This is a genomic window from Nostoc sp. (assembly GCF_036917675.1).
Lineage (GTDB): Bacteria > Cyanobacteriota > Cyanobacteriia > Cyanobacteriales > Nostocaceae > Nostoc.
In genome coordinates this window covers 90,923-115,620 of record NZ_JBALCT010000047.1, presented here as the reverse complement: position 1 = coordinate 115,620, position 24,698 = coordinate 90,923, and the positions used below count along the sequence as shown (strand labels likewise).

General features: G+C 41.8%; 19 protein-coding genes. 12 read left to right on the top strand and 7 right to left on the bottom strand.

From position 1 onward, the window contains the following. The first annotated feature begins 129 nt into the window (after positions 1–129). Positions 130–1,674 (top strand): DUF3131 domain-containing protein, encoded by a 1,545-nt coding sequence (locus tag V7K31_RS16665; protein ID WP_335095448.1) that lies wholly within the window; start codon positions 130–132, stop codon positions 1,672–1,674. Positions 1,675–2,014: 340 nt separating this feature from the next. On the opposite strand, the gene V7K31_RS16660 is transcribed toward V7K31_RS16665, so the two are convergent. The 3 genes from V7K31_RS16660 to V7K31_RS16650 all read right to left on the bottom strand — a co-directional run bounded on the left by V7K31_RS16660 (position 2,015) and on the right by V7K31_RS16650 (position 5,368). Then, complete coding sequence (locus tag V7K31_RS16660; RefSeq protein ID WP_335095446.1) at positions 2,015–3,028, bottom strand: VOC family protein; 1,014 nt, start codon at positions 3,026–3,028, stop codon at positions 2,015–2,017. Between the two features lie 319 nt (positions 3,029–3,347). Then, on the bottom strand, positions 3,348–3,590 hold the full coding sequence (locus tag V7K31_RS16655) for a hypothetical protein (protein ID WP_335095444.1): 243 nt from the start codon (positions 3,588–3,590) through the stop codon (positions 3,348–3,350). Positions 3,591–3,796: 206 nt separating this feature from the next. Beyond that, entirely contained in the window at positions 3,797–5,368 is a 1,572-nt protein-coding gene (locus tag V7K31_RS16650) for a glucosaminidase domain-containing protein (protein WP_335095443.1), read from the bottom strand. Between the two features lie 609 nt (positions 5,369–5,977). On the opposite strand from V7K31_RS16650, the gene V7K31_RS16645 reads away from it, so the two are divergent. Together V7K31_RS16645 and rsmI are read left to right on the top strand one after the other, a co-directional pair. After that, complete coding sequence (locus V7K31_RS16645) at positions 5,978–6,955, top strand: bestrophin family protein (RefSeq protein WP_335095441.1); 978 nt, start codon at positions 5,978–5,980, stop codon at positions 6,953–6,955. Positions 6,956–6,989: 34 nt separating this feature from the next. Then, positions 6,990–7,850: a 16S rRNA (cytidine(1402)-2'-O)-methyltransferase gene (gene rsmI / locus V7K31_RS16640; RefSeq protein WP_335095439.1), complete on the top strand. Its 861-nt coding sequence runs from the start codon at positions 6,990–6,992 to the stop codon at positions 7,848–7,850. Here the strand turns inward: rsmI and murD are convergent. Both murD and glyS read right to left on the bottom strand, forming a co-directional pair. After that, entirely contained in the window at positions 7,815–9,347 is a 1,533-nt protein-coding gene (gene murD, locus V7K31_RS16635; protein WP_335095438.1) for a UDP-N-acetylmuramoyl-L-alanine--D-glutamate ligase, read from the bottom strand. The two genes, rsmI and murD, sit on opposite strands and share 36 nt — an antisense overlap. Before the next feature lie 84 nt (positions 9,348–9,431). Beyond that, positions 9,432–11,585, bottom strand: a complete 2,154-nt coding sequence (gene glyS / locus V7K31_RS16630; RefSeq protein ID WP_335095436.1) for a glycine--tRNA ligase subunit beta — start codon at positions 11,583–11,585, stop codon at positions 9,432–9,434. 297 nt (positions 11,586–11,882) lie between these two features. Here glyS and V7K31_RS16625 point away from each other — a divergent pair, with 297 nt between their 5' ends. The 5 genes from V7K31_RS16625 to V7K31_RS16605 all read left to right on the top strand — a co-directional run bounded on the left by V7K31_RS16625 (position 11,883) and on the right by V7K31_RS16605 (position 18,014). Continuing rightward, a complete protein-coding gene (locus tag V7K31_RS16625; RefSeq protein WP_335095435.1) occupies positions 11,883–12,473 on the top strand; it encodes a PEP-CTERM sorting domain-containing protein in 591 nt (196 codons plus the stop codon). A gap of 791 nt (positions 12,474–13,264) precedes the next feature. Next, positions 13,265–14,554 carry a glycosyltransferase family 4 protein gene (locus tag V7K31_RS16620; RefSeq protein WP_335095433.1) on the top strand — a complete coding sequence of 430 codons (1,290 nt, stop codon included), beginning with the start codon at positions 13,265–13,267 and terminating at the stop codon, positions 14,552–14,554. Positions 14,555–14,776: 222 nt separating this feature from the next. Next, complete coding sequence (locus V7K31_RS16615) at positions 14,777–14,965, top strand: hypothetical protein (RefSeq protein ID WP_335095432.1); 189 nt, start codon at positions 14,777–14,779, stop codon at positions 14,963–14,965. Between the two features lie 574 nt (positions 14,966–15,539). Continuing rightward, positions 15,540–17,159, top strand: coding sequence for an efflux RND transporter periplasmic adaptor subunit (locus V7K31_RS16610; RefSeq protein ID WP_335095430.1), 1,620 nt, complete (start codon positions 15,540–15,542; stop codon positions 17,157–17,159). Positions 17,160–17,549: 390 nt separating this feature from the next. Beyond that, positions 17,550–18,014, top strand: a complete 465-nt coding sequence (locus V7K31_RS16605; RefSeq protein ID WP_335095428.1) for an RpiB/LacA/LacB family sugar-phosphate isomerase — start codon at positions 17,550–17,552, stop codon at positions 18,012–18,014. Positions 18,015–18,198: 184 nt separating this feature from the next. On the opposite strand, the gene V7K31_RS16600 is transcribed toward V7K31_RS16605, so the two are convergent. Both V7K31_RS16600 and V7K31_RS16595 read right to left on the bottom strand, forming a co-directional pair. Beyond that, positions 18,199–18,600, bottom strand: a complete 402-nt coding sequence (locus V7K31_RS16600; protein ID WP_335095426.1) for a hypothetical protein — start codon at positions 18,598–18,600, stop codon at positions 18,199–18,201. Positions 18,601–19,098: 498 nt separating this feature from the next. Then, positions 19,099–21,033 (bottom strand): heavy metal translocating P-type ATPase, encoded by a 1,935-nt coding sequence (locus tag V7K31_RS16595; protein ID WP_335095424.1) that lies wholly within the window; start codon positions 21,031–21,033, stop codon positions 19,099–19,101. A 197-nt stretch (positions 21,034–21,230) separates the two neighbouring features. Between V7K31_RS16595 and V7K31_RS16590 the strand changes: the two genes are divergently transcribed. From V7K31_RS16590 to V7K31_RS16575, 4 genes are all read left to right on the top strand, one after another. Next, positions 21,231–22,142, top strand: coding sequence for an ATP-binding protein (locus V7K31_RS16590; RefSeq protein ID WP_335095422.1), 912 nt, complete (start codon positions 21,231–21,233; stop codon positions 22,140–22,142). Between the two features lie 16 nt (positions 22,143–22,158). Continuing rightward, positions 22,159–22,506 (top strand): STAS-like domain-containing protein, encoded by a 348-nt coding sequence (locus tag V7K31_RS16585; RefSeq protein WP_335095420.1) that lies wholly within the window; start codon positions 22,159–22,161, stop codon positions 22,504–22,506. A gap of 3 nt (positions 22,507–22,509) precedes the next feature. After that, positions 22,510–23,136 (top strand): hypothetical protein, encoded by a 627-nt coding sequence (locus V7K31_RS16580; protein WP_335095418.1) that lies wholly within the window; start codon positions 22,510–22,512, stop codon positions 23,134–23,136. 113 nt (positions 23,137–23,249) lie between these two features. After that, positions 23,250–24,371, top strand: a complete 1,122-nt coding sequence (locus V7K31_RS16575; protein WP_335095460.1) for a precorrin-8X methylmutase — start codon at positions 23,250–23,252, stop codon at positions 24,369–24,371. The last annotated feature ends 327 nt before the right edge of the window (positions 24,372–24,698 follow it).

Sequence of the window (24,698 nt, the reverse complement as noted above, 5' to 3'; positions counted from 1 at the left end):
GTGCGTGCCTATTTTATTGTAGTAGTCTGCGGAACTTCTGGATGTTAGTTAGATTTAAAAGTTGGGAAGAATGTATTTAGTGGAACTACGCAAGCAACACTGACTTACAAGATGAGGCTTTAAGAAAGCATGAGTTCTGATTTTAAACCGCCGTCTAAGAGCTTGTCCATACTAGCTTCTGTAGGAGGAGTAGTTACGGCTGCGATCGCGATCGCAATTTTAAATGTTTGGTCTAAGCAACTTTCCCAGGTTTCTATAAAAAAACCGGAAATATCAACATCCCAAACGGTTTCACGGCAGTTGCTACAACCAAAGAAACCCCAAGGACCGATCTCTGGTGCTAAAAAAGCTGAAATAGTTGCCAGCCTTGATGCGAAATCTGTAGTTTTGCCAGGTAAACCCATTCCTAAGAACCAACTAACAGTAGCGATAATTCCCTATATTGCTCCTGGAGTTGGAAAACTGACCCCAGAGGAAACCACAACTGCCCGTCAGGCTTGGTCATACTTCCAACGCAACTGGAACGATAAAACTGGCTTGGTCAATTCCGTTGATGGCTTTGCCTCTGTAAGTATGTGGGATCAGACAGCTGCGATCGCAGCTTTGGTCAGTGCCAGAGAACTCAATATCGTGCCTGCGGCTGAATTTGAAGCCAAAATGAGCAAAATGTTGAAAACGCTGGCATCTATGCCCTTATACAAAGGGGAACTACCTAATAAGGTCTACAATGCAAAAACTCTTGTACCTGTTAATTATGGTCAACTAGAAAAACGGGAAGAAATTGGTTGGTCAGCCATCGATTTAGGCAGGATGGCAATCTGGCTGAAGATTGTCGGGGCAAAGTATCCACAGTTGCGACTAGAAACAGCAGCAGTTTGGAAACATTGGCAAGTCAAGCGTCTGACTAAAAATGGCCAAATGTACGGTACTGCGGTGATCAAAGGCAAAGAACAGTATAACCAAGAAGGTCGCTTGGGTTATGAGAATTATGCTGCCTATGGTCTGAAGCTTTGGGGCTTGGATGTTAAGCAAGCCTTAGATTATCAGTCTTATGCTGCCTTTGTTGATCTTTACGGACAGGGAATTCCTTACGATCGCCGCGACTATAAAAACTCTGGAGCTAATAACTACGTTCTTAGCGAACCCTATATTTTAGATGGCATCGAAACTGGGTTTCAAGCTTTGCCTAAAGCCTATGCTGATCGGATTTTAGCTGCTCAAGTAGCGCGTTATCAAGCCACAAAACAATTAACTGCCGTTACCGAAGATAACTTAGATCGCCCTCCATACTTTGTCTACAGCAGCTTGTTTGTCAACGGAGAACCTTGGGCAACGATCGCAGATACCAGAGAACAGCACAACGATTTACGATTCCTCAGTGCCAAAGCTGCGATCGGCTGGCATGTGCTTTACAACACTGCTTATACCCGCCAGTTATTTAATTTTGTCCAAGGCAACCTCAAGTCAAAAGATGGCTGGTACAACGGCTTTTATGAATCCCTGCGTCAGCCGAATAAAACCCTCACCGCTAACAATAATGGCGTGATTTTAGAAAGCTTGCTGTATAAGCAAGTCGGACAGCCACTCACCATTTGGGCAGGAGTTAAAAGTCAGAAGTCAACCGAAAGGGCTATCACAATACCACAAGTTACAGCTAAGATTCTCAGGCATTGAAAAAACTAGCCTTGCATAATTACTGGAGTTTCGCACCGGGAACTAGACTAAATGGAAGCAAACAGAAAATAAGAGCAACAGATTTAGTTAACTGTCCCACTTTTGATTGTTAATGGGACAGTTAATAGTGTTTAGGGTAGCCGCCGAGATACCCGCAAAATGGGACACGTTGTAAAGTTATGTTACGCAGGTGTTTGAAAACTCTTGATTTTACGTTGTTTCAATACCGGATTGAGCGTGTCCTCTCTTGTGAAAACATCCTAACTATAAAACTTCCAGTTGAGCTAAATGCAATAGTATCAATAGATACATTTTTTTGCTTCAAACCTCCCGTTGAAACTTACTCTAATAAAGTCCAAAAATATCCGTCAGGAGCGACAAAAGAGAAACTCTTCTCGCCAAACTCGTTTTCATACACCTGCGTCACCTCCGTAGCTTCGCTACTACTAACGCGCTGGTGATAGGACTCAATATGCCTTACTTTCATAGTATATAAACAAACCCCTAAGCAGCCGGGACGAGAGTAACTCAGCTTATTTGGTAAGCTACCTTCAAACCGGAAAACTTCAATGTTCCCCGAACGAATTTTGGGTTGCTCTGTAGTAGAGGGCAGAGGAGCAGTAAAGTAATAATTCAGCATCTGCTCCCCATTTTCTGGTCCTTTTAGCTCAAGGATGCGGCGAGAAGCTTCATCGTATTTACTTTCGCAATTATTTACAGCACGATGCAAACCAAGCACTTGGTCGTAAAAATCTAACTTTTCATGCTCACACTCAACAATCAGTCCAACGTGAACGAACTCCGAACCTTTGAAGTGAGAATCCTGGTTGACAATGCCGGAATTAGGGATAGTATAATCATGGCGCTCAAAAAGAACTTGTCGTGTTAACGGTTGGATAAGAACCATTTCATGCACGCAGGGATTAGCTTGTATAAATGGTTCAAATGACTCAGAACGATTAATTAAATTTCTCTGAGGTGGAACATAATATACAGGCAAACCAGCAGCGATCGCATCTTCAGCATGGTTGGCAATATTAAACACATCCAAAGATAAACTAGTTCCCCAACGGCTACCCACGGCTTTTAAAGGAGTCAGTCCTAATCCTTCGTTAATTGCTTTCTCCCATATCATCAAGCGGAGCAAACTTCTATCTGTAACTTGATTATAAAGGCGAAGCGATCGCAAACCGGAATTGATCCCATATAATTGATTGGCTCCTTTTGCATTCAAAGTACCAGATTCTCCTACAGTAAAACCAAACTGTTGCCAATATTGAATAAGGACAGATTCAGACTCTGCTGTTGCTGCAATCACAAGTTCGTATAAACCACTGATAGATGGTATTTCCATTGATGTACTATTGTAAAGGAATTTTACTGAATGATAATATCACTTGTAAATGAAGATTTAACCCGGAAAAAAGCCTCACTGTAAAAACCGATGCCCCATTGTTAAAAAAACAGTAACACCACCATTTAAATAACCATCAATTGCTGTTTTATCTTCAAGATTATCCATAATTTCACTACGTCTGTGATTAACTCAACTCTGCTGAGTTGTTTTGCATGGCTTAGTCTAAACTCCAGTAATTAGGAATGTGGATTAAATAAAGTACAAAATTTGGTTTGAAGACTTTTTGCTAAATAAAATCACATATATGGTAATTGTCTCATGATAAAAGCCTCTGAACGGACACTGAAACGTCTGCGAATGCTAATGGGGTAATCATTCCTTCCCCAATAGTATATTTTTCAACATACTTACCATTTTGAGGGTTTCTGAACACAATCATCTGTTTAGCAGATAAATTTAAAACCCAATATTCTTGAATCTCAGCCGTCGCATTACGCAGAATGCCCGCTTCAACCATGCGGTGATAGTCGTTTACAGACCATTTAGCCAGGGTTTTCATAGCAGAATTGCTCACATTCTTGTGATAGACCTAGTTCAATTTTATGAGTTCTTGGTTGAGAAGCACCCTAATAAATATAAAATGTTAGTAATTTGCTAGATTCCTCACTTTATTGTAGACCAGAAGTTACAATCGATATCCTCTCAATGCGCCAAAATGTATGCTCTCAGTTATTGGCGAGTCATTCTGCTAAAGTCGGGTTTCATCTAGCTTTTGATTGGTGGGTTAATTTCAAAATGAATATGATGATCGTGACCAATCATCGCAGTACAAAGCCCCTCTTTAATTAGCTTTTTATCGTTGAAGAAAACCGCCCCCGCCTGTACCAGCTTTTGCTTGCGAATAGACTTGAGAATAGCTCGCGTAGTATCTTGATCATATTCAGAACTCGACCAAAAAATGCCGCCAAAAGTCCCATTATTTTGGGGCAAGAAAACATCGCACATCATGCCAGTTTCATGTCCATGATGGTCGGGAGTATCACCTCCATGAGGAAGGCTAACATCATTAATTGCAAAGAAGGCAGCTTTCGGATGAGTATTGCGATAACTATTTTGATAGTCTTGGGCAATTTCTTTGATAACATCAGCTAACCAGTGTGTCCCATAATCGTGGTTATCTTGGATGTCGGCTAGTTCACCGTTAACCAAACCATTGTCAGGATCACTATTTGGCATTAATACCCAGCGTGGTGCGTTAGCTGCTTGCAACCATCGATGAGTCGTTTCACCAACATCAACTCGACCATCACCATTAACAGTACTGCGACCTGCAATGATTGACTGAAATAGTTTAATCGCGTCAAATAGTCCTCTGTCTCTGTCTGCACTGTTACGATCGCCTACCCATGTGTAGCCTAGTTCATGCAATCGCGCTTTAACTGCCTTAACATCATCAGCTTTATTTACTCCGCCAATTCCAACACTACCACTGAGTTTAATTACCTTTGCTCCTGATAAACTGGATGCTCTGGGTTGTTGAGTCTTCTCATCGTCCTGATGATCGAAAGGAAGAATAACTTTCATGTGGATCTTGAGAGTTTGATCATCGATCGCCATTATGATCCGGCGATCGCCTTCTTGCTTAAAGACGAAATCAAATTTCCACCTACCATCTTCTCTGATTGGTACATTGGGGGCTGGAAATTTATCATCAATCATCACCGACAAAACCTTACCACTATCGGCTAAACGTGCTATACCTTCAATTCGGACACTTTGCCCTACTTCCACTTCTTGAGGCGCACGAATTAGCTGAAGTTTTTCCACTAATATGGGAATGACAACTCTCTCTGCATTAGCCAGCAATTTCTGAGCTTCTGGAAGCAAGTTTACAACTTTACTGACATAGTTAGGATCAGTTGAATAGCCTTTAGCTTTGAGAAAGCCAAGGAAGTTTTCTGGCGTATTTGTATGTTCTTCTAAGCCTTTATAAGGAGAACGAGTTAAAAACTTCCAATAACCAATAATAAAAGCCTCAACATCTGGGAATTTACAGAATTCAACTTCTTCTGACTCGGAAGTAACTTTCATTTTCAAAGGCTTGGCAAACCCCTTCATATCAGGATCTCGCCATTTCAATCCAGCAAAATTATTAGCATTGACAGCAAGATAACTTTCGCCTATCGCAGATTCTAGCAACCACTGAGCGAGATTAACTTCTTTTAGAATCTGCCGATTTATATCAGAAATCTTGTCAGATTCAATGCCAACTTTGGTAAAAATTTGTGCTAAATCCTGATGAAGATAATTATTAACCAAATCATCTAATAATGACATCACTTTGTCCTATGAAAAAGTCTTTGAATAGTAATTTTAAAATCTGCTGAGATTTCAGACTTATCTGAGAGAATGTTTGAAAAGTTGCAAGATATACTAGAAACTCCTCTCCAAAACTCACCCCATAAACAATAAGCTTTATCTCCCCTCTCCTTAGTAAGGAGAGGGGTTGGGGGTGAGGTTTTGAGATGTAACTTCACTCTTATTGGGAAACGCTATAGCTTGAGAGATAAACGTTATCTAATTACACTATATTAATTATTAACCCAAATGCGATCGCTCTATCTGTGAGAAAAAGTGAGTATTTACGGTAAATAAATCTAAATTTTGCCTAATTATCCCATAAATCAGTTAAATACCACGAAGTTTAACCAATATAAGCAAAAAAGCAAGTTGATGGTCAAGAATTAGAAGACAGTCATTAATTTTCTTACCTAAAGAGGGTTCACATAAATAAATATTAATGTTAAAACTAGAATTTATGTTGATTATAGTTGTATGAGAGTCGCTATCTGCAAACCTACATCTTGCATATATCTTGCTTAAGCACGATAACTTTAGCTAAAAAAGCTAGTTTCCTAATTGATGTAATCGTCAAACCTTACCAATATGAAACGACCTAACTATTTTCAAAATAATTCTAAAAACTCTTTAATAGAAAAGTATCACCTTTACAAAGGCGAAAAATTGAACTGGCTTCAAGTAACTCTTCGGCTTGAAAGGTCAATTATTTCTCTGATTTTTCCTTGGGTACTTTTTTGTACGGCGTATGGATTTTTAATATCATTTTTATATCATTTAGGAGTACCAATAGCATTTTCCAATCCCAACAGTATTATTACTAATGCTGTTTTAAGTTTTAATATTGGTTTTACATTACTATTAGTTTTTCGGACGAATACAGCCCATGAGAGATTTTGGGAAGGTCGTCAACTATGGGGATCTTTAGTTAATACATCTCGGAACTTAACTCGCGGAATTTGGATAATAGTTAAAGACAAGACACCGCAAGATAGAGTAGAGAAAGAGGCAATACTTCGGTTAGTAACTGCTTTTGCCGTTGCAATGAAGTTACATCTAAGATCAGTACCTTTAGACACTCAGTTAGCATCCTTAATGTCTGAAAAACAATATTTACAACTCCAAGATACTAATCACCCCTCACTACAAATTGCTTATTGGATAGGAGATTACTTGCAGTATCAACATGACCATAATTGTCTAAATGTCTATCAACTGACTACTCTACATAACTGCGTAGATGATTTAGTAGATATTTTAGGTGGTTGTGAACGCATTTTAAAAACGCCACTGCCTTTGATATATACTATTAAACTCAGACAACTATTATTAATTTTTTGTCTAATATTACCTTTGGAAATTGTGAGCTTTTTAAATTGGTGGACTGGTATAGTAATGGCTTTTGTAAGTTTTACATTATTAAGTATTGAACAAATTGGCTCAGAAATCGAAGAACCTTTCGGGTTTGATCCCAATGACTTACCTTTAAATGCGATTTGCAATACAATCTCAAACAATGTTGAAGAATTAATCAGACTTGCTTCTAACAGTGTTCGTTCTTCCTAAATATGTAAACAAGTTTTACTAAAACTTCTCACTCATGCAAACCGATCCAAAACCACGAACACTTTACATTGTCGGCACACCAATTGGCAACCTGGAAGATATGACCTTTCGAGCGGTGCGAATTTTGCAGACTGTTGATATCATTGCTGCGGAAGACACGCGTCACACAGGGAAACTGCTACAGCATTTTCAAGTTAAGACACCCCAGGTGAGTTACCACGAACATAATCGTACCAGCCGCATCCCAGAATTATTAGAGCATTTAGTTAATGATAAAGCGATCGCTCTGGTGAGCGATGCTGGGATGCCTGGAATTTCCGATCCTGGATATGAACTGGTGAAAGCCTGTATTGAGGCGGGAATTTCAGTAGTTCCCATTCCTGGCGCTAGTGCAGCAATTACTGCATTGAGTGCAGCTGGACTACCAACGGATCGGTTTGTCTTTGAAGGCTTTCTGCCATCTAAAAGTCAACAGAGACAACAACATTTAGAATCTCTGCAAACAGAATCTCGCACATTGATTTTCTATGAATCGCCCCACCGCTTGCGAGATACTTTGCAAGACTTAGCAGAGGTTTGGGGAAGCGATCGCCAAATTGTGCTAGGACGGGAGTTAACTAAATTGTATGAGGAATTTTGGCGAGGGACAATTGCTGAAGCGATCGCACATTACAGCCAACGAGAACCCCAAGGTGAATATACATTAGTAGTCGCGGGAATTCCAGCCAGTCAGCCCCAACTCACAGAAGAGGAATTGAAAGCCGAATTGAAACAGTTAATTAGTCAGGGAATATCGCGATCGCAAGCTAGCCGTCAGTTAGCAAAATTTACTTCCCTTCCCCGTCGCCAACTCTATCAATTAGCTCTTTCTATAGTCTTCACTCCTGAGTCTTGAACTGCTACTACCTACCGAAGCAGAATTTTCCGCATCTGGAATTTCTCTTCTGGTATATTTCGCTCCTCTCGCCCAAGCAAGGCACAACTGACGGAAACGATCGCCCCGCACCTCAAAATTTGGATATTGATCGAAACTCGCACAAGCAGGAGATAGCAACACCACAGGCGCTTGATATTCCTTGGCTAATTCTGCTGCTCTCGGAACTGCCATCTCCATAGTTTCCACAATATAGTATGTATAATACCCCACCTCTTGGAGACGTTTAGCAAATGCGGGTGCAGCAGAGCCAATCAATAACACAGCAGCAGCTTTGGTTTGAATTTGTGCTAGCCAGCCAGTATCATCTCCTGCTTTGGCTTCTCCACCAGCAATTAAAATTGCTGGATTTTTCACAGATGCTAAACCAACTTCGGCAGCATCATAATTGGTAGCTTTGCTGTCGTTAATGAAATCAATACCTTCCCAAGTGCAGATATGCTCCAAACGATGGGCAACCCCAGGAAATTCTCGAATCGCTTGTGCGATCGCATCACGATTAATTCTGGCTAATCGTGCGGTTGCTACTGCCATCAAGAGATTTTGCTGATTATGTTCTCCCACCATCCGCAAAGTTGATACTTTCACAATCGGTTCTGGTGCAGAGGTTGCAGTCAATTTTTCCACAACCCAGTCGTCTTCGATGTAAAAGCCTTTTTCACTAATCAGGAAATCTTTTCCTTTGACACTTGTCCAATAAGCGTCAGGCCAATTACTTAAACCTTGCTTCCTCAAGTAAGCATCATCACCATTCAACACTTGCAATTCGGACTGACGTAATAACTTGGCTTTAATGTTGTAATAGTTCTCTAAAGTCTGATGGCGACTGAGATGATCTGGTGTGAAAGTCGTCCAAACACCAATACGGGGTGCAAGAGAACTTGAAGATTCTACTTGATAGCTGCTAACTTCCGCAATCACCCAATCAATACAATTTTGGATTTTAGATTTTGGATTTTGGATTGGAGTTTCCTTATCTCTTTCCTTATCGCCCTGTCCCCTCCAAGATAGGGCAACTTCACAAGCGGCGTAGCCAATATTACCGCAGGCAGGTGCATCTAATTCTGCTGCTTGGAAAATGGCAGCAATTAAAGCTGTGGTAGTAGTTTTGCCGTTAGTCCCAGTAATTCCTACCCAAGGTACGAATTGCAAATTTCGCCAAGCGAGTTCCATTTCCCCAATGGTTTCAATACCTAGTTGGCGTGCCTCAACTAATACGGGAATATCCCAAGGCACGCCAGGACTAACGACTATTAATTGGGGTAAATTAGCACCATTCAATTCTAGGGATTGGCCTAGTTTAACGGTTATTTGCTCGGCTGCGAGTTGTTGTTGTTGTTGTTGGAGGGTTTCGGAGGTGTTGCCATCACTCAGCTCTACCTCCCAACCTTCCCATTTCAACAATCTCGCCGCAGCAACACCGGACTTTCCCAATCCAATTACAGAAGCTCTAGGCATAGATTGCAGCAGAGTGTCCCTGGTTAAGCAGTCCCTATATTAGCGTTTATTGGCAAAAATTACACAGGTTTTTGTTAACCTACGCTACAGATTTTTGACGATCGCACCAAAATCAGCTAAAACACGGGCATGATTGCGAACTAATCCCAGTAAGTGTAATCTATTCCGCTTGACTTCTGGATCGGAGTCCATAACTAAAACGCTATCTGGTCCATCAAAGAAGTTACTAACTGTCGGAGCAATTTTTGTTAGTGCTGCTACTAATAGTTGATAATTTCGTGTCTGCTGTGCTGCCCAGGTAAGCGGTACTGATTCGATTAAGGCATTATACAAAGCTGCCTCAGAGGGTTTTTGGAATAATTCTTGACGAACTACGGTTGTCGGTTCTAGCTGTTTTGTATTCAAATCACCTTGGGCGGCTAATCGTGTAGAACGGTTAACGGTTTCGTAGATGTTATCTAAGGTACTGTCGTTGCGGATTTGTTGTAAGTATAAGGCGCGATCGCGTACATCCAATAAATCCTTTAATGTCCGTTCTGTATATTCTGGATCATTTTCTCCCAAAACTGCATTTACCAAGTCGTAATCAATCTGTTTTTCTTCTTGCAGTAAGGTGCGGATACGTTGTAAGAAAAAATCTTGTAATGCTGCGGTTAATGATGCCTGATCTTTGTGATATTTTGCTGCAAAATCTGTCGCTATTTGTGCTAGTAAATCATCTAGATTTATCGGTAAATTACCAAACCAAACAATTTTAACTACAGCATTAGCAGCACGGCGCAAGGCGAAGGGATCAGAGGAACCAGAGGGAATTAAACCTAAACCAAAGATACTTACCAAGGTATCTAATCTATCTGCCAAACCGACAATTTGACCCGTGAGTGTTTCGGGTAAATTGTCACCGGCTCCCGTTGGCAAATAATGTTGATAAATAGCTTTTGCTACTTCGGCATCTTCACCACTAGCTAAGGCATATTTTTCTCCCATAATGCCTTGTAATTCCGGGAATTCATACACCATTTGTGTAACCAAATCTGCTTTACATAATAAAGCAGCACGTTGGATTCTTTGGCTTTGGTCTTCTTCTAATTCTAATTGGGTGGTTATTCGCTCGGCAATCTTGACTACTCTATCTATCTTAGTACGCACCGAACCCAATTCTTCTTGAAAAGTGACTTTTTCTAACTGGGGTAAAAAGTTTTCTAAAGGCTTAGTTAAATCAGCTTCGTAGAAAAATCTCCCATCAGCTAATCTGGCACGAATTACCCTTTCATTCCCGACGGCAATAATATCTGATTTCTGGGGATCGCCGTTAGAAATAGTAATGAAATTAGGCAATAATTCTTGCTCAAAACTACCTGGTTTGAATACAGGGAAATAACGCTGATGAGTAACCATGACTTCAGTAATTACCTCAGTTGGTAATTCCAAAAATTCTGCTTCAAATTTACCGACAACTGTGGAAGGATATTCTACAAGATTGGTTACTTCCGCTAACAAATCGGGGTAAATTACTGTATACCCGCCTAAATTCTTTGCTACTGCATTTACTTGCTCTTTGATCAGATTTGCCCGTTCTTCTGGGTCAACGGTGACATAAGCAGACTTAAGGGCGGTAACATAATCAGTAGCTTGGGCAATTGTCACAGGTTCAGGATGTAAGACACGATGACCTTGGGAAATGCGATCGCTATTAATCGTTTTAGAACCATTCACTAATTCTAGGGGTAGCAGTGTCTCATCTAACAAAGCTACCAGCCAGCGAATTGGTCGGGAAAATCTCGCATCCCCATTCCCCCAACGCATCAACCGCTTACCTTCTAAACCCCAAATCCACTGGGGAACAAGTTCTGTCAAAATTTCCGCCACAGGACGACCGGGAATTTTTTTGAGAACAAAGACAAATTCCCCTTTGTCAGTGGGGCGAAGAAATAGCGCATCCATTTCCACACCTTGCTTTTTAGCAAAGCCTGCTGCTGCTGCTGTCGGCTGACCATCTTTAAAGGCAGCTTGGGCTGGGGGACCTTTAATTTCTTCTTCTCGGTCTGGTTGCTGAGATGGTAGACCTTTAATTACTACCGCCAGCCGCCGAGGAGTACCGTACACCTGGACACTTTCGGCCTTGAGGCTGTTTGCTTCCAGGCTTTGGGGAATGCGCTGCTGCCATTGCACTAAAGCATCACTGAGAAAACTTGCAGGTAGTTCTTCTGTACCAACTTCTAATAGAAACCCAGGCATAAGATACTGTTTTCAACTTTGCGTAGCTCAACTTTATCAGTTATTATCTGGCGATCGCTCGTGATTTTTAGTCAGCCTTGCCAGATACATCTTTAATGCCTAAAGTCGAGCTTAGGTTTGTTAGATAGATTTGACATTTTATCTAAAACTTCATAAAAAAGTGTTTCTCTTCATTAATTTTTTACAACTACTACCGTAGTTTAATGCAGTATTTACTTATACATTTTTTTATCATAAAGTTAGTCTTGTTTATAGATTGATATCTGCATGATTTCAATCAACTCTGGAGTTATAACAATGAAAAACATTTTCGCCAAAATTGCTACGATCGCAGCAACCAGTACTGCTCTTAGTGTAGCGATCGCTGCTGGTACTAACAACCCAGCCCAAGCTGTTGATTTAAACTTTAACTGGCTAGGTAATGCCGGTTATTCAGCAGTAGGTTCATTCAGCTACGATGAGGCTACAGCACCGACAATTATTTCCGAAAGTGGTAGTGGAGCGACCAAATTTTTACAATCCTTGAATGTCTCTTTCTTAGACCCATCTAAAAATCTTTTGGGAACTTATAACACCGTTAATGGTGGAGTGTCACAATCTCAGTTCTTCACTTTCAACTTTGATACTTCCACTCAGAAATTGTTTGGCCTCTTTGATATAGGAGGAGGAACGGGTGTAATTGGAGAATATTTCTTGCACGGAAGGTTTGGCGACTCTTTGGCATTACGTCAGGATGTGAATCAACAGGGAAAAGAAATAACGCTAGATCAAAATTCTGGTTCCATTCAAGTATCCAAAGTCCCTGAACCTGCTTCTATCGTGGGTTTACTGGCATTTGGGATGTTGGGTTTAGGTTCAACTTTGAAGAAAAAGCAAGCCTCTTGCTAGAAAGTAGGGCTTCCTAGTTAGAGGTTGCCAAATTTAGTTTAATGAATTTCTATTCTAGCCCCAATAGTTCAGTGAACTGATGAGTTGATCATTCAAACTTATCGATTTGCGATCGCTCGAATACCTATTAACACAAGTATTCGAGTGATCACAATGAAAAACATTTTCGCCAAAATCGCCTTTACCATTGCCTAGTCGTAGCCCGCACAACGGCCGCGTTCTGTTACCACCACAGGCATCGCTGGGCAATAGCCCAGATTAAGCTGTTGATTTCAAGTATAAAAAGGCAATATAACAGCTTCAAATACGAAGCTACACAGGACACTAGTATTGAAAAGTTCGTGCTTTTGAACTACTCAAAAAAGTAGGATGCTGACCATTGAATCCAATACTGATGACTTGGTTAAAAATACTTAATGTGCCACTTTACAAGCTGGAATGTAGGTTTGCTACACGAGATTAAATATAATGCTACAATTTTCTAAGTGTAAATTTAAGTATTAGATTTCCTTTGAAATTAGTGAAAACTTATCAGGCGTATGATAATAAACTTAAATCAATTAGCAATTATCAGTGAACACTAATAATTGCTAATTGATAACTAATAATTAATAAATAATAACTGTTAAAATCCACCCAGAAAAGTCTTAAACAGTCTTGCTTGCAATTGTGATTTCAAAAAATAATCACCTGCTCAGAACCTAAATTAAATAATCAAAGTAGAGCGCCTACTGAAATTAGCAATAAATGCGCTCATTTCATGCTGTCTTCACAAAATTTACAAATAGCTCATGCAGATTTTAATTTATTCCTACAACTATCATCCAGAGCCGATTGGAATTGCTCCCTTAATGACTGAATTGGCAGAAGGATTAGTAAAGCGAGGTCATCAAGTGCGGGTGATTACCGGAATGCCCAACTATCCTCAGCGTGAGATTTACGATGGATATCGGGGTAAATGGTACGTTACTGAACATAAAAATGGCGTCACCATTCAACGAAGTTACCTGCGGATTCGGTCTAAACCCAACCTCGTGGATCGGCTTTTATTGGAGTTGAGCTTTGTTTTCACCAGCTTACCCCAAGCCTTTAAAGGCAAACGTCCCGATGTGATTATCTTAACAATTCCACCTCTTTTAGGTACGTTACCAGCAACAATATTTGGTTGGTTATACAACTGCCCAGTAGTTCTGAATGTGCAAGATATTCTACCAGAAGCTGCGGTGAATATTGGGCTATTGAAAAATAAGTGGATGATCCGAACTCTTGCAGCCCTAGAGAAATTTGCATATCGGACTGCAAACACTATTAGCGTCATCGCCGATGGGTTTCGTGAAAATTTAGTGAATAAGGGAGTACCTGTTAATAAAATCGTTTGTATTCCCAATTGGGTGAATGTAAATTTCATCCGCCCTTTACCGAAAGAGAACAACTCCTGGATATGTAGCCATCAACTGGATGGGAAATTTGTAGTACTTTATTCGGGTAACATTGCTCTAACCCAAGGTTTAGAGACAGTAATAGACGCAGCAGTTTGCTTACGTCATATCAGGGAAATTGTCTTTGTGATCGTTGGCGAATCAATAGCATTGCACAGATTGCAGGAATATTGTCTATTAAATGGAGCCGATAATGTTTTGTTGCTACCATTGCAGCCGCGAGAAAAAATACCCGAAATGCTAGCAGGATCTGATGTCGGCCTAATTGTGCAAAAGCGCAATGTGATTTCGTTCAATATGCCTTCAAAAATACCACTGCTATTGGCGAGTGGTCGCCCGATTGTGGGTTCAGTCCCCGCCACTGGTACTGCTGCTAAAGCAATCCAACTCAGTGGTGGAGGGATAATTGTTGAGCCAGAATCACCCGATGCAATGGCTGCTGCGGTGCATGATTTGTATGCTAATCCCGCTCTAGGGGCGAGGCTAGGTAACAGAGGAAGACAGTTTGCCGAAGAAAACTATTCCTTGGAGCAAGCACTTGATCGATATGAGTGGCTATTTTCTCATATTGTTGCTAACCGAAAATCAACTGTGGGTATTTTACCGAAATTGAATTCTAAAAAATCAGTTGTCGATGGTTGAAGGGCATGGGGCATACAAGAAAACCCTAATTTAGGATAAATTAAATCACCCATTTGGGTGAGTTAAAAATCAACCGATTGGGTGAACTAAGTGTAGGAAGTTGAGACTGCTCAAAAATAGGACTCTAGAGGATACTGATTGATGATTGCACGTCGTTTTTGGTGAGGATAAGTCGATGAAACTCGCAACCTTGATTAATAAAGCAGTTCTGGTACCCTGTCTATGCATGCAACAGATGGTAGGGGCACAGCAATGGTATGTCTCTACGAGTGGTACGCCACCAGTTCGCCCAAGTCGGAAAACCCGCCCACGCGACGGGCTGCTGTATTCCATGCAATTGAGAACTGCTATATATCTGAATTAATCAGCGTAGGCGTAGCCCGCCGTTTGCGAAGCGTCTTGTTGGCGTAGCCTCTCGTAGAGAAGAGAAGGCATCGCTCCATAGGCTTCTCTTCCCTAAGATTCAGTATTCACTACTACTCAAGAGCGATAAACTCATCTGTAACTTATATCAATATTTTCTTCTATGTGGTTATAATGCAAGCAAGCACTTACATCTGCAAGCAACCGCTTGCAAACGCTCATGGAAAACTTAGCATCAAGGACGGCACAAACTCGTCCCCGCTTGGGAAAGTCAGGAACTAAGGTGTTTGCAACGCAGCAGGCAGTAGGTTCAGTTGATTCGCCTGCAAGAACAAGATGAACCGTGCTTTCTCTCGGAGCTAAGGCACTGGGTTTATACGGACTAAAAATGTTTTATAAATTACAATTAGAAAAATGCTCGGAGTTAAGTAATGTACAAATTAACCATAAAGGGATAGAGGATATTTGTGCGTTTTAGGTGCTAGACATTGTGAGCGATCGCCCAAATACCCAAAGATATTTGTCACCAAACATAGAGAAAAAAGGCTAAAAAACTATTAATTCAATGTTTTTTTAGCGAAAAAAAGTAGATTGCCCAAGTTTAAATCCACAAAACGAGAAAATGATGACCCATTCTGAGTTCCCTGATTCTCGCCTTCCCGTTGAAATAGAACAGCCTGCGGTTACTGATTCTAGTCAAGACTTGCAACCATTGCCAAAGCGATCGCCTAAGCCACCTCAAAAGCGGCGTTGGCCTCTAATCTTAGGAATCGTTTTGTTAGTTGCAGGTGTTGGTTTTGGTTGGCGCTGGTGGCAAACTAGTCATGCTAGCAATGCACCATCGGGTGCTGAAGCAGGGGCTAGTCAACCGGCAGTTGCCGTCAAGCTAGCAACTGTGAAAAGTGAAACTGTGCAGGAGAGTTCGCAATTTATTGGCTCCTTAGAGGCATCACAGTCTGTACCAATCAAGCCACAGGTTGGAGGGCGAATTACCCAGATTAACATCAAAGAGGGCAACCGTGTTCAACAAGGGCAAGTAATTATTAGTCTACAAATTGATGATGCCCAAGCCCAGCTACGACAAAAACAAGCAGCACTAGAACAATCACAGGCAAATCTTGCCGAACTCAAAGCCGGGACTCGAAGAGAAATAGTTTCCCAAGCCAAAGCCCAGTTAGATCAAGCCCAAGCAAAATATCAAGATGCCGTATCTGGATCGCTACCACAGCAAATTCAGCAGGCTGAAGCTCAAGTTAATTCCGCCCAATCCGATCTAGTGTTAGCACAAGCACGAGCAAAGCGATACGAACAATTAACAAAAGAAGGGGCAACTTCCCAAGATAGCCTAGATGAATACGTCAAAAATAAAGGTAGTGCTGAAGCGGCGCTGGTTGCAGCCCAGAAAAACTTAGAGCAACTCCGCAAAAGCAGAACTGCAAATATCCAGCAGCTAGGTGCTGCCTTAGAACAACAGAAACAATACTATAGGCAGCAGGTGAACGGCAACCGCCCCGAAGATATTGCCCAAGGGCGATCGCAAGTCAGCCAAGCAGCGGCTGAAGTCCAGTCGGCTCAAGTCCAACTGCAATACACAAAAGTCCTAGCTCCTTTCACAGGTATTGTTGGTAATATCCCAGTCAAGCTAGGACAGTATGTGGGACAAGGGGATCAGCTGACCACATTGACCAAAAATGACTCTTTAGACCTGAATATATCCATTCCGCTAAATGAAGCCAGAAAGTTGCGCTTGGGATTACCCGTGCAAATGCTGGATGCCCAAGGCCAACCCACAGCAACGGGTAAGATAAGTTTTATCGCCCCAAATGCCAGTTCAGATTCGCAGACAGTTTTGGTGAAAGCTAACTTTGGCAATTTGAGAAATCGACTGCTTAATCTTCAGTCAGTACAAACCAAAGTGATCTGGAATAAAGGTCCAGGAATCTTAATTCCAGTTACAGCAGTAACTCGCTTGGGTGGGGAGACTTTTGTGTTTGTAGCTGAAGCACCGCCCCAAAAGCCTAAAGCTGAAGCACCAACACAAAACCCTAAAGCTGGAGTGCCATCTTTAGTAGCTCAACAAAAGCCCGTGAAATTGGGAGCTATTGAGGGGAATAATTATCAAGTTATCGAAGGACTAAAAGCTGGGGACAAAATTGTTGTTTCCGGTATTCTCAGCCTCACCAATGGCGCTCCCATCAGTCCTGCACCTGATGAAGCGGCTAGTCCTAGTCCGAAGTCTTGACGTACTCAATTTCTATCTACCCATTTTCTCATGATGTTTACTTTAAGGAGGCAGAAGGAATCGTTATAAATAAATTTACTTGTTCTGAAACCCTTTTGGCAGGGGGAAGAATTATTTTCTAAAATCTCCTGCCTCCAGCAATAACTGCCCTCTGCCTTTCTTCGGTCAAATTGATCTAGTAATATTGATTTGTTTGGCTAGTAATAATCCTATGTTGCTGGACTTGATGTTGGAGACATCGCCGTTTTCTTCCTGTCGGAATCTAGACTATTGTCTACTTTTGTGATCAGGTAATTTGGTGAAAAAAACCAATGTAGTAAGCAAATATTGGCATGAATAGTCCCTATTTTGAATAAATTTACATTTTTAAAAGGGAAAGCGTGAACAGTCATGAGAATCGCTATTGGCAGTGATGAACGCACCAACCTTACCGACAGGATATTGGAAGAACTTAAGCAGCGTGGGCATGAAGTTATACCCTTTGGTTCCCTAGCTGAGAATGATCCTGAAGTTGATTGGCCTCTCAGCTGTAGTAAAGTTGCTTTGGCAGTGACAACCCAGCAAGCAGATGAGGGCATTGTCTTTTGTTGGACTGGTACCGGCGCATCTATTGCCGCCAACAAAGTCTCTGGGATACGTGCAGCATTGTGCCATGATGCCGAGACTGCACGCGGGTCCCGCATCTGGAATCATGCGAATGTCCTTGTATTAAGTTTACGCGCAACTACAGAAGCGATCGCTAAAGAAATATTAGATGCTTGGTTTAGCACACCCTATTCTGATGATGAGTGGAATCTGCTGCAAATAGAGCGGATTAGACAGCTAGAGCAAAGTGCGACGGCATCAAAAATTTAAACTCACAACTCCGTTGACTATTCATTAATCAGTCTCATATCATGTCCGCTGAATTGCCCATAATAAAAGAACCTCACCCTGTCCTATCTTTAATCCCTCTCCTTAATAAGGAGAGGGACAGGTTTTGCGTAGCATAACCAGGGTGAGGTATTTCAGGGACTAAATGTAAATGAAGGCCGAGGGATTAGCCACGACCCCAGTCCTGCTCGTGTTGATAACGAAGGTTATTGTTGCGCTCATTGCGGCGATAATTCTCGCGCTCATTGCGGCGATAATTCTCGCGCTCATTGCGGCGATAATTCTCACGCTCATTGCGGCGATAATGCTCACGCTCATAGCGGCGATAATGCTCGCGCTCATTGTCATTAATGTTGCGAAGGTTATTCTCGCGGTCATAATTACCATCTCTGTGGTAACGACTCTCACGTTCGTAGTTACCATCATCGTTGCGATGATAATCATAGCTGTAGTTATCTAACTCAGCAAGATAAGACACTGGTGCTTTCGCATCAGCTTTTAGAGAAATAGCCAAAGCTGAAGCAGATGCTATCAAGCCGGCCAGAAAAATTGAGGTAAAGCGGTTCATGATGTGAGTCGCAAGTTGTTGATAGTAATTTATGCAAGTCTAGGTTGTTTAGGAAGAGCAGATTCCACAAGTCTTTGAATCAATCCTATCAGTGTTGAGTAACTCGAAAAGTTTTCTTGGGTGCGGTGATTGAGAAAAGTTTTGTCGTCTGTGATACTTTCTGACTTTCCAGATCCCGTCAATCAATTTTAGATTTTAGATTTTAGATTGACCCCAGCAATCAAGTCATTAGCTCTGTCAAGTAATTTACGATGTTTGGATAATAGAATTATTCTCGCGTTTCAATTCGCTTTTTCAAGAGAAATGCATTAAATTTACGATGTTACGCCTTATGTAAATTAGAAAGGGAGCATCTCACTTTCGTAGAAAGCGTAAACCTCACCCCAGCCCTCTCCTTATTAAGGAGAGGGAGCAGGAATCTTGATTTTGGAGAGGGAGCAGGAATCGCGCTGCTTCACCAAAATCCAAAATTTAAACATCGTAAATTCGGTGAGTCGTTTATTTGAGCAATCTTAAACCACTGAGGGTAACTAACACTGTGGAACCTTCATGCCCAATAACGCCAATGGGTAGGTTAATATTTCCCAGAAAGTTGCCCACCAAAAGCAACATTATGAAACCCAACGCTACGACTATATTCTGTTTGACTATGGCTTGCGATCGCCTACCCAAATGCATCGCCACGGCAATTTTTTCTAACCTGTCTGCCATCAGTACTATATCTGCGGTTTCCAATGCCACATCACTACCAGATATTCCCATCGCTATCCCTACAGATGCTTGCGCTAGAGCTGGTGCATCATTGATCCCATCGCCTACCATTGCCACAGTTTGATATTGTTGCTGTAAATGACGGATCACATCCAGCTTATCTTCTGGTAGAAGTTGAGCATACACCCGATCAATTCCGACTGCTTTGGCGACACTGTGAGCAGTTTCTTTATTATCCCCAGTTAACATGACAATTTGCTCAATTCCTAGTTTCTTTAACCGGGTAATGGTTGCGGCTGCTTGCGATCTTACTTCATCTGCGATCGCAATTACACCAATCACATCTCCGGCTCCCCTCCTCGCTTGTGGGGTGGGGTTCTTCGCTACCCAAACCACAGTTTTACCTTCTTGCTCCAAAATTTGAGCCATTTCTCGCAATTCTTCAGGTAAATTTGTCACATACTTTTGCACAAAAAGGTCATTCCCCACAATTATCTGTTGTTCTTGGGCAATTCCGACAATTCCCTGTCCAGGCATAGCTTGCACTTGGGTTGCACCAACCCAATCCAAATCACCAGCCGCCTGCACAATCGCTTTACCGATGGGATGTTCAGAAGATGATTCTACACTAGCTGCTGCTTTTAATACATCTCTTTGAGTGTATTCACTAGCTGAAATAACCTGAAATACCTGCAACTGTCCTGTTGTGAGAGTACCAGTTTTATCAAATGCGATCGCTCGGACTTTGCCAATTTTCTCCAACTGCGCCCCATTCTTAAACAAAATCCCCTGTCTTGCACCATTGGCGATTCCCGAAAGCAGTGTGGGCATAATTGCCGCCATCAACGCACAGGGAGAAGCCACCACTAGGAAAGTAAGGGCACGATAAATCGTCGTTTCCCAATCCCAACCCCAAAGAAATGGCGGTAAAGTTGCCAGTAATATCCCGGCTACTACAATGACTTTGGCATATCCCTTTTCAAAGCGATCGATAAACTCTTGCGAAGGTGGTGCTTCAGTCTGCGCTTGTTCTACTAAGCGAATCACACGCTGAATTAAACTGCTTTGGGCTGGTTTGTGTACCTTAATCTGCAATGCACCATAGCCGTTGAGGGTGCCAGCAAATACTTCTGCACCGATTGTTTTCTCTACAGGTAAAGACTCGCCTGTAATCGCAGCTTGATTGAGCGTGCTGTAACCAGATAAAATTATCCCATCAGTAGGAATTAGTTCTCCAGGTTTGACGACAATCTCATCACCCACTTTTAGCTGACTGATGGAAACTTCCGCTTCTCTTCCCTGATGCAAAACCCTTGCTGTATCTGGTGTCAAACTCATCAAACTGCGGATACTCCGCTCAGTTCGCGCCATTGCATAGCCTTCTAGTGCGCCACTGATGGCAAAGATCAGAATCAAAATTGCCCCATCAATAATTAAATGATATTCTCTTCGCCATAAGCCGAGGCTAGCAGCACCAATCGCCGCCACAATCATCAGCAAATCTACATCGAGTTCTTTTTCTTTGAAGAGAGTAGTCAATCCCTCTCGCGCACTTTCGTAACCACCAATCACGTAAGCAGCAGGTAGCAGCAGCAATGCTAATCCCAACCAACCAAGATGCAAGGCGAACCATCCGAGAAATAGCAATAAGCCACACAAAAGGGCGGCTACGGTATCTGCGTGTTCTCTGGTGAATTGGGTGAAACGCTGGGGGTAGAGCATCAGAGGTGAATTAACAGGGACTCTTTTACCTTAAACCTTGACATTAATGTTAATGTCAAGGTTTAGCCGGAAAATGCTCTGACACCAATAGCCTCTGGCACGCTCCACGATCGCAAAAAGTGCTAAATCTTGTTGATACCAGTGTTAAAGTTCAAGATATAAATAACTAATAAATATCTGTAATAGTCGGAGTTATTTTGCTCTTAGAGACTAAAAACCAGCCAAATTTAATTCTTTATGTAAGCAAGATTGATGACAATCCCCATCATTTTAAGAAATTATTCAAACTCAGGGATCAAATTGAGCAATTACCCCAAGATTGCTTAAATATCAAGGTAGATTTTCACTACTGCGAATTCTTGGGACACTACGGCGTTGCTTTTTTGGGGGGACTATTCCGTCTTGTCGAAGCTCGTGGCGGCTCTCTCGCTTTCGATTGGAATACACTTCCAGACAAAATTCGGATGAACTTAGCTCAGAATGGCTTCTTGTATGATTTCGGTTTTAACACGAAACCGTGGGATGGCAACTCAATACCTTACCGGAATGATCTTCAGCAGGATATGAGTCCTATTGCAGATTACCTGAAATATAATTGGCTGGGCAAAGGTTGGGTCAACATCAGTCCAAGACTACAAGATGCAATTACAGGGCGAGTCTTAGAGATATATTTCAATGCATTTGATCATAGTCAATCTGTTGTAGGGGTGTTCAGCTGCGGTCAGCACTACCCCAAGCTTGGTTTTCTTCATCTAACAGTCATCGACTTTGGTATTGGTATCCCTAGTAGTGTTCGCTCTCTACCTCAGAACTTAGACAAGACTGCTAATGAGGCTCTACAGTGGGCGTTCGAGCCTGGAAATAGCACCAAGCAAGACAGTATCTCCCGTGGCGCAGGCTTAAATTTATTGCAGGAGTTCATCGTAAAAAATCATGGAAACCTTACAATCTTTAGTAATGACGGATATGTCAATATAGGCGATAATATTATATATGAGAACAAATGTACTAATTTTAGAGGAACCCTGATTAATATTGCAATTCGGTGTGATGAATCTTGCTACTGCCTAGCAACTGAAGCTCATCAACTTAAGAAGCGGTTATTTTAAAGAGGGAGATAGAGGAATGGCATACAAAATTTTTGATCTCGTCGGTAAATACGCCATCAGCGCTGAGAGTGGACAGAAGGTATATGACCAGATTCATCCAGTTCTGCTTTCTGGCAACCGTGTAGAATTGGATTTTACAGGAGTTCAGGTCTTTGCGTCTCCCTTTTTCAACTTGGCGATCGGTCATCTGTTGAAGGATATTCCAGCAGATAACCTGAATCGACTGGTTGAGTTCACCGCTATAAGTTCTGAGGGGTGGAATGTTCTTGAGCGTGTGATTGCCAATGCAAAGCATTACTATTCCGATGAGCAATTTCGTAATGCGGTTGATGCAGTAATCACAGAGCAGGCTGCAACTTTTTAAAGCATGGTGGTCAACCTTAATATCCAAGCTGATATCATCGATATCAAAACTGATAATCCTCAGCAGGATGATATTTTCCTTGTAGATACCAACGTCTGGTTTTGGCAGACTTATACAAAAAATGCTGGATCTGGTGCTAACGCTTCCCAAGTCAGTATTTATCTAACATATCTCAATCAAGCTCTTGTAAATGGAGCGACACTAACCTACTCTGGACTTATATTGGCAGAGCTTGCTCATATCATTGAGAGAACTGAATATAAGATTTATATGCAGTCTCATGGTCATCTGCCACTTAAGGAATACCGCCATAATGATCTAAATGAACGAATGAATGTTGTTGCTGAAGTTCAGTCAGCTTGGAGTCAAGTTAAGGCGCTTGCTGTTCCTGTTAATCTGACAGTAGATGATGCAACAACCGATGCAGCACTAAACAGATTCCAAACTCAAGCTGTTGATGGCTATGACCTACTACTTCTCGAAGCTATTAGCAGAGCAGGAGCAGGGAAAATTCAAATTATCACACATGACATGGATTATGCTGTTGTTCCAGGTATTCAGGTATTTACGAGCAACAACAACGTCATCCAAGCAGCTAATATACAGAAAAAATTATCAGCTAGCAGATAGTTTAACTAAGCTAAGTTAAAAGCGTAGACACGCAGTGGCTTGTCGTCAGACATCGCCTTTCTTAAATATCCCCTCGGCAATAATTAACCTCTTTAATACCCTAATTCGTGGAAATCAAAAGCAGCGATCTAACAATTAAGCAGTTAACGCACTTGGTAGGCGGCGGTTTAACTCCGCGCATGGTGCGACATTACCATCAATTGGGACTGCTACCGCAACCAGTGCGATCGCGTAGCAATTACCGTCTCTACACCAAAAAAGATGTCCTCCGGTTGCAACGGATTGTAGCACTTAAACAGCAAGGGTTTCAGCTAAACCACATCCGTCAAATTTTGGAGGTGGAACCAGAAGCCGACACAACTGTTAACCTGATGGGACAACTCCAGCAGCAATATCGGGCGGTGATGCAACAAATTTCTCAACTGCGGCAAACTGCATCAGCATTAGAAGGATTATTGGGGCGCGATCGCCATTGTCAAATTATCCAGGCGGAAGTTTTGGCACAACTCAAATTACTCGATGTCGAAACCCAAGCTGGATTGGGGGGATTGGAAAACCTGTGGAGTGGCTTGGATGCCGAAATTCATACACATTCGGAAGCTTTTACAGAATCGCTACAACGTTTATTACCTGATTTGTCTCATCGTTCGGAAATTGAACAACACTTAATTTCTCAGTTGGTTTTGGCTTGTGGCGATGTCAGTTTGGTGTCCTTTATCAAATTGAGTCGAGATGCGATCGCTGCTAGTCGAGAAGCCCTATCTTCAAGCTGTCAAATTGTTGTCGATACCCAAACCGTTGCGGCTGCTTTGGATCAAACCCGATTACTTCACTTGGGATGCCACATCGAAACCTTGATTGATAATCCCCATATTACCACCGCCACAGAGGCGGAACTCGCCTTTTGGCAGCATCGAGAATGGCGAGAAAAATTGCATGAAGTAAGTCAGGGTTGCGTGCTGGTAGTTGGTTATGCTCCCTCAGTACTTCTGGAAGCTTGTGAGGCGATCGCTAACCAGAAAATTCAGCCAGCATTAGTAATTGGAATGCCCATTGGCTTTAGCCATGCTCCCGCCGCCAAGCGACAACTGATGCAACAAGGGATACCTTTTATTACAGTTGAAGGAACTTTGGGAGGTGGCGCTTTAGCTGCAACTGCCCTAAATGCCTTGGTGGAGTCACTAATTGATAAGCCACATTGTCATTGTTATCTCAAAGATGTAGAACCCTTGTAGAAGCGTAGCAGTGCTACGTCTCGGAAAATAATATTGTTAAATAATATTGAATTTGCTACACTTTACCAGTTTTAGCAATTCAATAATTCATAATTGTGGCCATAAGCTACTAACTTGGTATAAGTTGCAATATAAATTAGAAAAATTTATAGTAAACACACTTTGGCAATTTAGAGTATAAATTATCATGCTATACGAACTCCGGAGAAGTATAAATCAATATAAGTGCGGTGAAAGAATTAGAAGTAAAGATAACTCAGATGTATAATTAGCGCGTCTCCTCCATTATCTCTAAAAAGATTGCGATTTAGGATTGGCAGGCTTTCT

Coding starts and splice junctions, on each gene's coding strand:
- V7K31_RS16610 (WP_335095430.1), top strand. CDS start 15,540: ATGATGACCCATTCTGAGTTCCCTGATTCTCGCCTTCCCGTTGAAATA.
- V7K31_RS16645 (WP_335095441.1), top strand. CDS start 5,978: ATGAAACGACCTAACTATTTTCAAAATAATTCTAAAAACTCTTTAATA.
- V7K31_RS16585 (WP_335095420.1), top strand. CDS start 22,159: ATGGCATACAAAATTTTTGATCTCGTCGGTAAATACGCCATCAGCGCT.
- V7K31_RS16620 (WP_335095433.1), top strand. CDS start 13,265: ATGCAGATTTTAATTTATTCCTACAACTATCATCCAGAGCCGATTGGA.
- glyS (WP_335095436.1), bottom strand. CDS start 11,585: ATGCCTGGGTTTCTATTAGAAGTTGGTACAGAAGAACTACCTGCAAGT.
- V7K31_RS16600 (WP_335095426.1), bottom strand. CDS start 18,600: ATGAACCGCTTTACCTCAATTTTTCTGGCCGGCTTGATAGCATCTGCT.
- V7K31_RS16650 (WP_335095443.1), bottom strand. CDS start 5,368: ATGTCATTATTAGATGATTTGGTTAATAATTATCTTCATCAGGATTTA.
- rsmI (WP_335095439.1), top strand. CDS start 6,990: ATGCAAACCGATCCAAAACCACGAACACTTTACATTGTCGGCACACCA.
- V7K31_RS16580 (WP_335095418.1), top strand. CDS start 22,510: ATGGTGGTCAACCTTAATATCCAAGCTGATATCATCGATATCAAAACT.
- V7K31_RS16625 (WP_335095435.1), top strand. CDS start 11,883: ATGAAAAACATTTTCGCCAAAATTGCTACGATCGCAGCAACCAGTACT.
- V7K31_RS16655 (WP_335095444.1), bottom strand. CDS start 3,590: ATGAAAACCCTGGCTAAATGGTCTGTAAACGACTATCACCGCATGGTT.
- V7K31_RS16615 (WP_335095432.1), top strand. CDS start 14,777: ATGCATGCAACAGATGGTAGGGGCACAGCAATGGTATGTCTCTACGAG.
- V7K31_RS16605 (WP_335095428.1), top strand. CDS start 17,550: ATGAGAATCGCTATTGGCAGTGATGAACGCACCAACCTTACCGACAGG.
- V7K31_RS16665 (WP_335095448.1), top strand. CDS start 130: ATGAGTTCTGATTTTAAACCGCCGTCTAAGAGCTTGTCCATACTAGCT.
- murD (WP_335095438.1), bottom strand. CDS start 9,347: ATGCCTAGAGCTTCTGTAATTGGATTGGGAAAGTCCGGTGTTGCTGCG.
- V7K31_RS16660 (WP_335095446.1), bottom strand. CDS start 3,028: ATGGAAATACCATCTATCAGTGGTTTATACGAACTTGTGATTGCAGCA.
- V7K31_RS16595 (WP_335095424.1), bottom strand. CDS start 21,033: ATGCTCTACCCCCAGCGTTTCACCCAATTCACCAGAGAACACGCAGAT.